Origin of the sequence: Thalassoglobus sp. JC818 (assembly GCF_040717535.1) — a bacterium.
Classification (GTDB): Bacteria; Planctomycetota; Planctomycetia; order Planctomycetales; family Planctomycetaceae; genus Thalassoglobus.
The window spans coordinates 1-12,774 of sequence record NZ_JBFEFI010000004.1; the positions used below are offsets into that span (position 1 = coordinate 1).

Annotated in this window: 8 protein-coding genes; 2 read left to right on the forward strand and 6 right to left on the reverse strand. The window is 52.5% G+C overall.

Annotated features, from left to right (window positions below):
* The 5 genes from AB1L42_RS11150 to AB1L42_RS11170 form a co-directional block, all read right to left on the reverse strand.
* Positions 1-802 (reverse strand): DUF3644 domain-containing protein (locus AB1L42_RS11150; RefSeq protein WP_367054854.1); only part of this gene is annotated, 802 nt, incomplete at its 3' end.
* 328 nt (positions 803-1,130) lie between these two features.
* The gene (locus tag AB1L42_RS11155) at positions 1,131-1,550 is read right to left on the reverse strand and encodes a hypothetical protein (RefSeq protein WP_367054857.1); all 420 of its coding nucleotides are present in this window, start codon (positions 1,548-1,550) and stop codon (positions 1,131-1,133) included.
* A gap of 289 nt (positions 1,551-1,839) precedes the next feature.
* Positions 1,840-2,286 (reverse strand): hypothetical protein, encoded by a 447-nt coding sequence (locus AB1L42_RS11160; RefSeq protein ID WP_367054860.1) that lies wholly within the window; start codon positions 2,284-2,286, stop codon positions 1,840-1,842.
* A gap of 78 nt (positions 2,287-2,364) precedes the next feature.
* Positions 2,365-3,759, reverse strand: coding sequence for a sigma-54 dependent transcriptional regulator (locus tag AB1L42_RS11165; RefSeq protein ID WP_367054863.1), 1,395 nt, complete (start codon positions 3,757-3,759; stop codon positions 2,365-2,367).
* A gap of 401 nt (positions 3,760-4,160) precedes the next feature.
* Entirely contained in the window at positions 4,161-6,440 is a 2,280-nt protein-coding gene (locus tag AB1L42_RS11170) for an MMPL family transporter (RefSeq protein ID WP_367054866.1), read from the reverse strand.
* 530 nt (positions 6,441-6,970) lie between these two features.
* Here AB1L42_RS11170 and AB1L42_RS11175 point away from each other — a divergent pair.
* Positions 6,971-10,138 carry a tetratricopeptide repeat protein gene (locus AB1L42_RS11175; RefSeq protein ID WP_367054869.1) on the forward strand — a complete coding sequence of 1,056 codons (3,168 nt, stop codon included), beginning with the start codon at positions 6,971-6,973 and terminating at the stop codon, positions 10,136-10,138.
* Positions 10,138-11,085 (forward strand): MotA/TolQ/ExbB proton channel family protein, encoded by a 948-nt coding sequence (locus AB1L42_RS11180; RefSeq protein ID WP_367054872.1) that lies wholly within the window; start codon positions 10,138-10,140, stop codon positions 11,083-11,085. Before AB1L42_RS11175 ends, AB1L42_RS11180 begins: the two co-directional genes overlap by 1 nt.
* Before the next feature lie 67 nt (positions 11,086-11,152).
* On the opposite strand, the gene AB1L42_RS11185 is transcribed toward AB1L42_RS11180, so the two are convergent.
* On the reverse strand, positions 11,153-12,589 hold the full coding sequence (locus AB1L42_RS11185) for a porin (RefSeq protein WP_367054875.1): 1,437 nt from the start codon (positions 12,587-12,589) through the stop codon (positions 11,153-11,155).
* Positions 12,590-12,774: the final 185 nt, after the last annotated feature.

The window sequence follows — 12,774 nt, forward strand, 5'->3', positions numbered from 1 at the left end:
GCTCTAAAAGTTCCTTGTAAGGCAATGGAGTGCGGCGAAGGGCCTCCTCCTCTGTGATTGTTATTTTTGGCACATTTGGATCGTTCGAAAACTGGACATTCATTGCCTCGTCAGTCGTAGAGCGGACAAATTTCGTATCTACTCTTAAGGTGATGTTGAATTCTTTTTTTTCGTCTGATGGGAATTGGCTCTCCGCATGCGCGAGGTAGGCGAGCATATTCTTCATTTGTTTGTTTGGAGGAGAGACCGAGAAGCTCTCGATAATGTCAGCCTCGTGGTGAAACGACATCGGCATTAAGAAGAAGTTGTACCGGCTAAGATCGTGGTCAAACCACTCCTGAACTAAGATCATGAAGTTCCGAAGGCTTGCCGTACCAATTTCTTGCACCCGCGCACTCAGGCCGAGATGTGTATTGAGATTGTGAACAGAGTTGTCCCGGATTTCCTCTAAGAGTACCAAGTTCTCGGCTACTTCACTGGGAAGCGGAGGTGTCTCGCTCCTAAGTTTGTTCATCGCCTTCCGTAGTCCGATGGTCATTTTATTTCCTGATCGGTTCTGCTTTGGATACTTCCGTTTAGACCTCTCTCCGTTCTTTTTCTTCCGATATTCTAGCTCGTAGATGAACTTAATCTTGTTGTAGTTCAACTGGAGAATGCGCGCCTTCAGCAGCAACTCCCAAGCGTTTATCAACAAGTTCGCAAATGTCTCGTCGCGATATTCGAACGTTGGTTTGTTGTACACCTCAATCGCGGATAGCGCCGCGGAAACGCTCTTCTCCATCATCTTTTTGCTGCGAGACATACGGGCCCTCTTTTATCCAAGCAAATACGCCCATCATTGCTATAGTTGACAAGGAAACACAACCCATTTATTGATTTCGACCTAAGGAAAGCGCGTAACTGCTTTCGGCCATAGCAGTTAATTGACGAAATTGATCTGTACTGCCCTTGCTTACGTGGGCATTCCACTGCATTCAATTCTCGTTTACTATGCTACCCTGTCTAGCATGTACATGATCACCAGACGGTTTCCTAAGAGTCCTCGCGACAAGACAAAACGCAAGAGTACGACGAATCTACAGGCGGAGAATCTCCTTCATCCGCGTTGAACACAACAAACTTGGTAGCTGTTATTCGTTGTCTGCTTCGGGTGATTGTTCTTCTGAGGGGGGCGTGGAGAGTCCGCGTTTTTGTTTTTCTTCTTCGATGCGTGGAAGGTATTTGTCTGGAGTTTCCAGTAGTGGTTCGCGGCAGCTTTCGCAGCAGATGAAGATGGGTTCGCCTTCGACCATGACTTTGACCGGGGTCCCCATGCTTCCGAGTTCGCCTCCACCGACCGGGCAGACGACTTGTGCTTCAATGAGCGCGCGATCTGCTGCTGTCAGCTCTTCGGTAGCTGACTCTTCCGAGTTGCTTTGCTCGGTGGCTGCATTCGGACTCTCGGCCTGTTTCTCGGCACATCCGCTCGCTGAGAGAATGAGCCCGGAAAAGACTGCAAGAATTGCCAGGCTGTAGCTGCGCACTTTGGTAAAATAAGCACTCCTATTCATCACAATCTCTCCGCTTCGATATTCAATACAAACTTATGAACTTGCTTGAACTCGCTACTCTCGATGAATGCAGCGTTTGCTGATGAGGAACGCTGCAAATTCAACGAAAAATGCTCTCGAAGAGATAGCGAGCATCGGCATAATTGTCCTGTCCCGATGCGGTCTTCGCAATCGATCTGTCAGAAATCGTCGCTTTGTCGGCTGCGTCATCGAGTGAAGCGGCGGAGAGATTCGCGAACGAACAAGACGTTCGCTGCTACTGAGAGTTGCGTTCTTTCGACGGTGAGCATCAAGAGATGATGACATCTCCATCGTCGTCGAGATCGAGGCTGGCAGTGATTTCATCGAACGTCGGGCGATAGAATTCGCGTTCGTGATCGGTGAGCTGAGCCATGATGAAAGCGGTGAACCGGCCCGTGCGGACAGCCCGCAAGATGACGGAATTGATCAGTTCGAGGCAGACGAAGTTCAGATCCAGCCCTTCTGCTTCCCGGTCTCCGAGAGTTGTTGTGACAGGGGTTGTTTCGACTTCCCCGTATTCCTCTTCGAGAGCGGAGCGGGCTTCATTGAGAACGTGCTCCACGTCGGGACGTTCCCAAAGAAGAGTGATCGACCAGAACGCCGCCCCGTCGCTGACTGTGATTGTCAGATCATTGTCCGGAGTTTGCTGTTCCATCGTTTCCCACCCCTGGGGATATTGGAACACAATTCCATGCTTCCGGTAGATCGAATCCATTTGCTTCACAAACTCCGTTTTTTATGCATCTCGCGAACAGAGGGGCTCGACTCCAATTCGTCAGATCCCCGGGCGATGTCAGTTGTTCGACTGAGACGGCTTGAGCATCTCGTACTTTTTCATCTTATTGTAGAGAGTCACGCGACTGATGCCGAGTTCCTTGGCGGTGTTGGTTCGAGAGTAATTGTTCTTATAAAGAGTTTGCTCGATGATCTCCTTCTCGCTGACAGCGACTTGCTGGCCCAGCGAGTTTTCGTCGGCGGCTGGCTTCGTCGTTCCGAGTCGGATGGAAGGATCGTTGGTGGGGCCGACTTGACCATTGAGCAGGTGGGGCGGGAGATGTTCGGGCTTAAGAACACCATCGCGACAGTAGATCACCGCTCGCTGCATCACGTGTTCGAGTTCGCGGACATTTCCGGGCCAGGGATAGCCCAACAGCGCGTCGAGAACCGCATCGTCAATTTTGCTGACTGGGATTCCATGTTTGCTTCGGAACTTCTGGATAAACAACCGACTCAGCGGGATGATGTCCATCTTCCGTTTTCGAAGTGGAGGAATCTCAAACTTCATCATGTTGAGGCGGTAGTAGAGGTCGGGGCGAAACTTGCCTTGCTCGACGAGTGGTTCCAGATCCAGGTTGCTCGCGAAAATGAGACGAGCTTCCGAGACGTGGGTTCGGTTCGAACCGACCGGCTCAAACTCGCCGGTTTCGATGACTCGCAGAAGCTTGACCTGCTGATCCGGGCCAAGAACATCGATTTCGTCGAGTAGAATTGTTCCCCGTCTGGCCGCCAGAAACTTTCCTTCCTTATCGGCATGAGCACTCGTGAACGCTCCTTTGGCATGGCCGAAGAGTTCGCCTTCAATCAAATCTCGTGGCAGTGCTCCACACGCGACGTGCAGAAAGGGTTGGTCATTTCTGGGCGAGCGGGCATGAACCATCCGAGAGAGATGAGTTTTTCCGGAACCGGTTTCTCCAATCAGAAGAATGGCGACGTCGTGACCACCAGCGATCTCGAGGTCGGTCAGCATCTTCCGAAACTGTGGAGATCGCGTTTCCACGAGTGGAATGTTTCCGTCGAAGACTTCCATCTCCGCGTCAGAGACTGGTGTCAGTCGTGAAGAGTCCGGCGGAAGTTCGACCGATTCGCTGGGCCGACTGGTGGTGACGTCGACAGATTCTGCCAGCTTCGCGAGGTAGGCGGAGACGAGATCTTCGAGCCGTTCATAAGCGACGTATCGGTCGAAGGCTGTCACTTCGACAGCAGGTCGTGCTTCGTCGACAGAAACGAGTTCCCAGACTTGTGTATTCAGATTGTGTTTCTTCAGGAAAGTGATCAGCCGAGATCGCAAGTCATGTGCAGCGGCGACTTCTTTCTCACTTGTCCCGGCGGACTGATCGATGATCAGGTGATTGACATCATTCTCTGTGAGTAACGTCAAGACGCTCGACAATTCTGTCGTCGTAAGCACAGTCTGACCGGTAGATATGGATGCACAAATGCGATGTAGTCGAGTCTCCGACGGACAGCAAATGAGCGAGGAGGACGAAGTCATAATTGGATTCCTTGAGAACCCTTGGAGGTCAAGAGTTGAGTGGGAAGATTCAGTGTCGCTGCAAGACGCGACGAATCTCATCGGAACCCAGAAAGAACATATGCAGTGCCAAGCAAACCGGTTTTGCCGAGTTTTTTTGCAAACGTGCGTTCTATCCCGTTTTCTTCACCGTTCTTCACTTCACAGGGTTTGCCCTGTCGAAAATTGATGAATCATACGTGTTGCCAAGATCCCACACGTGGAGTTGCCGTGTTGCAAAAGTGCAACATGCGCCGCTTCGTCGAAGCAACAGCTACCCGGATAAAAAGAGAATCGTCTTAGGCGACTGACTCGACCGCTTCGGAAACGGCCTCTTCGTCTTGGGTCGTGACTGGATCTGCGACGAAGATCTTCAGCAGAGAAGGGAGCAGGAATAGATTGCACAACAGCCCACCTGCCATTGCGACGCTGACCAGAATTCCAAAGTCCGCGAGTGGCACAAAGTTTGAGAGAATCAGAACACTGAACCCGACGACGAGTGCCAGCGTCGCCAAAACCATGGCGAGCCCGACTTCGGTATGAGCTTTGACGACCGAAGTTTCGTGATCGTGCCCGCTTCGTCGCTGTCGTTGATAAGTGAAGATGTAATGAATCGTGGCATCGACCGTGAGACCTATGGAGACGCTGGCGATCATGGCGGTTCCGATATTCACTGGCACGTCGAGCCATCCCATCGCACCGATGACAACGAGAATCGGGAACATGTTCGGGATCGTCGAAATGAGTCCTAGCTTGATGCTTCGCAGTGCAAACGCGATTGTTCCTGTGATTCCGAGCGCTGCGATCACAAAGCTGAGCAACTGATCGTTAAGCAGACTCTTGATGAGATTGGCCAGCAAGACGTACAGCCCAGAAGCTCTGGCATCGGGAAAGTACTGACGCGCAACCTCCTCGACTTCTTCGATCAGCTTGAGTTTCACCTCGGCCGACTGCTGTTCGCGAGCACGAAGAAGAATTCGCATCTGCCCGAGATCAGCTCGATAGAGCGAGGGAGTCATTTCAGGCTGAAGTGAATCGAGCAACTCTTGTCGTTCTTCCAAGGTGGGCGTTCGGAATCTGGGGATGACTGAGAAGACGCCCCCTTCCCGGCCGGAAGAGACACGAATCTTTGGGACCAGATCGAGTCCGTCCGTCAGAGAGATCACTTTCGTCAGCCCGGATTCGTCGTCGCTCACCATCTCTTTCAGTTCCGCGGTCAGATCGCGGACTTTGTCGAGCAGTTCGTCATCGAGTTCATTCGGAGCGGTGAATGTAATTTCCCAGGTTCCGACACCGCCCATACGTGTCTCGAAGAACTCGATCGCCTGAACGATGGAACTGTTGCTTCGAAAGTTCTTGCTGAAGTCCGTTTCGACATTCAATCGCGTCAGCCCGATTCCGGAAAACACTGCCACTAATATGACTGCCGTGAACAGCCCTTTGGCATGTCGGTTGGCCCAGTGAGCAATTTGCGTCAGCGCTGCCACCATTCTGGTTTCTTCAGGCGGCGACTCGGGAGTGTACTGGCCTCGTCCTAAAAGCATTCCTCCCGGCAGGATCAAGACACAGACGATCGGAATTAGAAGCGAAGCAGTCGCCATGAGCACTGCGAAACTTCGCACCGGAACAATACTCGAGCTGAAGAGCGAGAAAAAACCGACCGCAGTCGTGACGCACGTCCAGAAGATCGGACGGGCGAGATGTTGCTCCGTCAGACGAAAGGCTTTCTCCCGGTCGAACTCGAGGAGGTATCGACGATACACAAGTGTGACGTGCATCGTCGTCGCAATGACAATAATGGTCACAAGCGACGGAACGATTGAGCTGACGATGCTCAAATCAATTCCCGTCAGCGCGGTCATCCCTTTCGTCCAGATCAACACGACTTCCATGATGATCAACGGCAGGATCACCCACCGAAGACTTCGAAATAGAAACAAGATGACCAGTGACAGCAAAATGAATGAAGCGTACCCGAGCACCCAGGCATCTTGCTCGACGTATTGAAAGGTCTCAAAGATTTGCAGCGGTTCGCCAGCGACGACCGTCTCAGGTGAGTGATTCGCTGCAATCTCGCGGACTTGTCGAAAAGTCTCACCTCGTGAAACAGTTGCAGTTGAGGCGTCTTCCAACCTCAGAATGATTGAAACGGTGTGATCGTCGTCACTGACGAGAACTCGACGTGAAAGATCAAGAATGGATTCTTCGACCGCTCTCAATCGCATCGCCACGCGAAGCAGCCCACTGGCTCGATCGTTTCTAAGCGTGGCTTCCAGATCCTGTGTGCTCTCAGACCGAATTCCTGGAACGGCCGAGAGTTCGTCTGCCAGTTGGCGAATGTCTTCGAGAGTTTCCGAACTGGTCGGATCGTCGACAGGAAATCCGACGATCAGAAACTCATCCCCGCCGAATGCTTCTTTGTTTCTCAGATAGGAAACGAGAAGTGGATCGCTGGGATCGTAGAGTGACTCGATTGTCTGATCGTATTGCAACTGCGTCGACGGGACGTAAAGCACTGCTGTCACCACAAAGGCGATCGCCAGAAGTATCCAACTTCCGCGAATAAGTCGTTCGTCCATGGTCTTGCTTTGTGCCTGCCTGCAATGCTGAAGCGCTCAACGAGAGAGTTTTCGACAACTAACAACAAACGTTCTGCTTCACACGACGATCGGGAATTTCCTCGTCTGTTCTCGGTACGTCTATGAGTAAAGCGATGCGTCGAAGCGACTCAAATGACATCTTCCGAGATCATGACGACTCTCACCTTCGTTGGAAAGACAACCTGCAAATTGAGATTCAATTTGAAACACCCATCCCGCCAGAGCGAATTGTGCTTCGATCTCGGCTTCGAGAATACAGGTCGAGGATGCTGGGATTTTAGGTAGTTTTGGAGAACGGCAACTCTTCGAGAGGCAGGAAGATTGCATTTTCCAACCAACCAATTCGAGCGCCCACTTGTCGGTTTCCAATTGGGACAGGTAAGATGAACTATCCAGATCGCAACTTCCATCATGGGTGAGGAATCACGTTTCGGAAAGGAGTCCGTCCCATTCGCAACTCAGCGCTCTCCCACTCCGCACTTCTCCTCATTCGACAACACATCCGGTAGATGATGAGTCAAACTCCCTGCTCACAATACGGCGGTGTTCCAATCCAGTTGAAACAATGGTTGTCTTGCCTGATTCTCATCGCGATGACACCGCTGTTTTCGTACGCGGACGCAGTCACCGATTACAATCTCGCCATCGAGTTCTACAAGCAGCAGCGCTGGAAGCTGGCTGCTGACGCATGCGAAACCTTCGTGACCGAATACCCCACGCACGATCGGGTGCCGGTCGTCCATCTCTATTGGGGACAGTCGCTGGTTCACCTGAGAGACTTTCAGAATGCGAGAGCGAAATTCGAACGCTTCCTCAAAGATTCTCCCAACTCCTCTGATCGTCCGCTGGCGATGTACCGCATCGGCGAGTGCAGCTACTTCGTCAATGACCTCGACAGAGCGAAGGCCGAACTGACTGCATTCCTGAAGTCTTACAACAGCCACGAACTCGCAGAGTGGGCCATCATCTATCTCGGCGAAGTGGAATTCCGTCGCGGTGAGCAAACCGAAGCTGTGAAGGCCTTTCAGTATTATCTGGACAACTATCCCGGCGGTAAACTTCAGGACGACGCCGAGTACAGCCTGGCTCGAGCGTTCGAAGCGAATGGACAAGCCGAAGAAGCGAACAAGCTCTATCAGAAGATCTCAAACTCGACGACTCATCCGCGAGCTGCCGATGCTCTCTTCAACCTCGCAGCTGCTCAGTTCGCAGCCGGAAACTACAGCGCCGCAGCCGAAGCCTTCTCAGCAGTCGGCTCTCGTTTCCCGAGCCATCGACTGGTCCCTCTCGCCTCTTTGAATGCCGGATACGCTCACTACCAGCAACAACAATTCAAAGAAGCGATCGAACAATTCAAGATCGCTCAAACGCTGCCGGAACAAAAAGAAAACGCAGACTACTGGACCGGATTGAGTTACAAATCGCTCAGCGAATTTGAACAGGCCGTCGAAGTTTTCTCACGTTCACTCAACGACAACCCCAAGCAAGCTCTCGCCCCGAATCTTCACTTCCAGTGGGGAGACTCCGCGTTGCGACTCGGAAACCTCGACGTCGCCATCGCACAATTTGAAACGGTCTATCAAAACTGGCCAGACAGTGAGTACGCCGACGATTCCGTTCACTCCGCATGCGAGGCAGCCTTCCGACTCGGAGACCTCGAACGCGCAGAAGCTCTGAATCTGGTGTTCAATCAAAGTTATGCCGAAGGCGGCCTACGTATGGTGCAACAACTGCTCGCCGGACGAGTGCTCATCGCTCGCAGCGACGCTCCCATGGTCGAAGCAGCTCAGCGTGAGGAATTGCTGAACAGCGCAGTTGAACTCCTGAGTGGCGTCGCTGAGACGTCAACGATTCCGCAAACATCGCAACTCGCACAGTTCCAACTGGCACGCGCTTACGAACGACTCGAGAAGAACCAGGAAGTCATCGACACAATCTCCGCACTCTTAAAGAGTGAAACACCGCTGGAAGATGAACTTGTCCACGATGCTCATCTCCTACTGGCCAACGCTCGCTTGCGACTCGATGACTTCCCGAATTCCATGCAGGGATTCCGAGACGTCATTGACAGTGCGGAGTCCGACGCCGAACGGATGAACGGTCTGACCGGGCTGATTGTCGCTGCGACCGAGCATCATGAATGGCAAATCGTCCGACAATCTCTGCAACAACTCAAAGAGATTGACAAAGAAGATCGACAACTGAGTCGGCTCGCAATCGCCGCAGGTGACACCGCCTTCGAGATTCAGGAATGGGAAGAAGCAGAGTCATTCTTCAAAATGGTCATCTCCCGCAATCAGGACAATGATGCTGCCCGATCCGCCTATTCTGGACTGGGTCACGCTTTCTTCAAGCAGGAGAAATTTGAAGAGTCAGCTCACTCGTTCGCCGCGCTCGCCGATCTCGCGGACAAAGTTGATGAACTCAAGACTCACGCTTTCTACATGCAAGCGACGGCCCTGCGAAACGCAGAGCAACTCGAGAATGCACTCCTGGCGTTTGAGGAAGGTGTCTCAGCCTATCAGGAGGCTGACTTCTCTAAGCTCAGCGAAGAAACACAAGAGAACATTTACCGGCTCGCAAAGAGCGGAGCACGTGTCGCTCGTGAACTCGAGCGGATTGATGTCGCAAACAAGCTCTATCAAGTCGCCTTCAATCAGATGAAATCGCGTCCAGCAGAAGAGCAGTCAGAACTTGACCGACTGATTTTCGAATGGGCGGATGTGAACTACAACGCGGACGACTACAAACGAGCCGACGAGCTCTATCAGCTTCTCGTTCAAGAGCGTCCCGATAGCCCACTCGCTGACGATGCCAGCTTGATCCTCGCGGAGAGCTTACGCTTTGATGAACAGTCAGCTGAGGCCATCAAAGCCTTCCAGACGATTCTCGCTGATCCAAACGCCGATGAATTCGTTCGCCGCCGCTCGCTTGTGCATATGACAGACCTCTCAGCCGAAAGCGAAGACTGGGAAACTGTGCTCAGTTCAGCACGCATGCTTAGAGACGAATTCCCAATGAATTCACACTCCCAGTATGCAGAGTACAGAATTGGCGAAGCTCTATTGCAAACTGGAGCCAATGCCGAGGCTTATGAACAACTCAATACGCTTCGAGATTCAATTCGGCAAGAGTTGGACAATGCCCCGGTTTGGTGGGCGGAAGTCTGGATTTTGTACGCGGAAAGTGCGTTGCGGCTAAAAGAATACGAAGAACTCCGCGCCGCCATCGAAGAACTGCAAAGTCTCGATCCGATGACAAGTGCGATTCAACGAGGGGAACTTCTCGTCGGTCAAAGTTACGAACAACAGGCACGCTTCGACGACGCACGCCGAGCCTATTTGAGAATCGTCTCTTCCCCAACCGGACGAGGAACCGAAACAGCTGCGGAAGCCCAGTTCCGAATCGCGGAATCGTTTCTCAAGCAGGAAAACTTCGAACTGGCACTCAAAGAATACTACAAGGTTTATGCTGGGTATGATGCACCCACTTATGAAGCAGCGGCACTCTTCCAGGCAGCAAGAAGCGACGCAGCCATGAAGCAGTGGCAAGGGGCTTTAAAATCGTATCAAACTTTGCTCGACGAATTTCCGGACAGCCAGTACGCTCCCGAAGCACAAACGCAAATCGACCAAATCCTTCAAGCCATCCCCGAACTCAAGTCGGAAAAAGAGTAATGGAGAAAGTGTCGTTCCTGAACAATTGGACTCGATCGGGCGGGCTCGGATTGAGCAAGACCAAACACTCCACGCTCTGCCTTGTCATCGCCTTGGCGTTCACAGGATCGTTCTTCGCGAACTCCGCTCACGCACAGGAAGTCGAGCTGACTCCTGTTCCTGCTTCTGACATCGACAGCGCAACCGCTTCTCAAAACGCGATCGAGCAGAGCGATGTAGCCCAAGGCGATACGGCCGCCCCCAGTCGCGGTCTGCCTACGAACATTCTCGAGATCTTTCTCTCCCTCCGATACTGGATCATTCCCTTCGCGCTGGCGACGTTGATCGCTGTCTGGTTCACCACCGAACGCGTCGTTGTGCTGCGAAGGGGACGGGTCATTCCCAAACCGTTCGTTCTTCGTTTCCTGAAGCTTCTCGACGAAGGGGAACTCGATCGCGAAGAGGCGCTTCAGATTTGCGAGGAGAACGGATCACCAGTCGCGACTGTCTTCGCCCATGGCGTTCGAAAGTGGGGAAAGCCGAGTGTCGAAGTCGAGCAAGCCATTATCGACGGCGGCGAACGACAGGTGAGTGCGCTCCGAAAGCACCTGCGCGTGATCAATGGCGTCGCAACAGTGACTCCGCTCATCGGACTTCTGGGAACGGTCTGGGGAATGCTGGAATCGTTCAACCAAATCGCTGTCTCAGGAGCTATGGGAAACACCAACCAGCTGGCATCGGGAATTGCTCTGGCACTCGTCACGACAGCAGCTGGCCTGATTGTCGCGATTCCATCGCTCATCTCTTACATGTATTTGTCCGGTCGAGTCGATTCGATCGTGATGCAAATGGACGACCTTGCTCAACGGGTGGTCCACAACATCTCCGCCGAAGGCATCGCTGAGAAAGAAGCGAGATTGAGAATGGTCGCTGGCTCGAAAGGCGGCACGAAAAAATCCGCGGGGTAAGACGCATCGATCGGCAAGTAATTGAAGACTCATCGCCCGAGGATCACTCAGCAACCATGTATTGGGTCTAGAACTCGAATTGCAGTCGAGTCGCGAAGAAGAGGCTGCGTGCGTTTTCAATCCCGTCGTTGTTGAGATTGACCGGAGTCACATTGACGACCACTCGTGCATGATCGTTCAAGTACCAGTTGATTCCGGTTACGAAATTGGTCATCGACCCTCCCATGATGTCTTCGCTGTTCAAGTCAATGTGCGAAAGTCCGCCGGTCAACTCAATCGCTCCAAAACCATCCTCCGCATCATCTCCGAAATCTCTCTTCGGGAGAACACCGGAGAAGATCCCGCGACTCCTGTTGTAGATCGCATGCTCTCCCGTCAGCATCAGCCCCGCCTGCAAATAGCCAGCATGAAACCGAACCGCGGAATTGTCGATCCGATTCACGACCGTCCAACGGTATTCAGCTTGCGCGCGAAAGCACTTCCACTGGAAAGCGAGTTCTGTATTGAAGTAGTTCGCCACACGCGTCGGAATTTCACCCGTGTTGACGAACTGAGGCACCGAATCTGAATCCGGGCTGGCAGGATCTCCAATGAAGAATCCTGGTTCATATGAAAACTGAAGTTCATCAGTCGATGGGTCAATGAGGGTATATCCGCCACCAAGATGGATCAGAAAATCCTCCCGATCGACCACCAGCAAAGTTTCTCGCGTTGCCAGTCCCCAGCCCCCGTTGTTTCCGCTTGAAACACCAAAAGCATTCGTGGGAAAACGATACGCGGAGAAGGCATATGTCCCGGACTTATGTGGAAACGTCCCGAAAGCTCGAATTCCCGTTTGGCGAAACGGGGTCATAGCAAACGGAGACTGCCGTTCCAGGAGAAGCAGTTCACGGCCGCTCGACTCAGCGTCCATTCCGTAAGGCTGTTTGAAGTAACCCGCCTCGATATTTTGAATCACAGGCACTTCAGAAAAAATGAGTGCGACATCCCGAAAGCTCGGATGTCCACTCGCTGCGAAGTCAAGATCGACGACGTATGAAGCATTCTCGCGGACTCTTCCTCCAGCTCTCAAGCGAACACGTCGCAAGCCAAACTGCGAAGAGATATCTCCTACGATATCGATGGTCTCTTCATCCGCGACGACCCACCCTGAGTCGAGCTGAAGAAAGCCGCTCCAGTGTAATGTGGGGTACTTCGTCTCCTGTTCGATCGCCTCCGAAATAGTCGGAGTCTTGAACTCGAAGTCAGTCAGATTGAGTCGCTCCTGCGGTTCTGCCTGTTCCGGCGTAACGGGAGGGGGGGCATCCTCATCAGTCACTGGAGCAGCAGGTGCAGGCGTCGTGTCTGCCGGGATTGCTTCGGGGGGCACCTCGTCAATCGGAGCAGAATCAGAAAGGATTGGGATTGGTAAAGGAGGGACGATCGGGTCATCGTCCTGAGCGCAAAGGAGTGGCGACAAGATCATCCAGGAGATCGAAAAAGTGATCCATTCCGGGATGCGCATTTGTTTGACCAGTTTCAGGGGAGGGATGAAGTTCCCTAATCGTTACAATCGGCCCCAGTCTTGCTTCAACTTTGAAGAAGATTGAAATCACTCTAAAGATTTCAACAAAAGTTGCTTCGAGTTCCCTCTTTTCACTCCTTCGAACCGGCCTCTGTTCCTTTATTGTCCGGGAATATGTGTTTAGA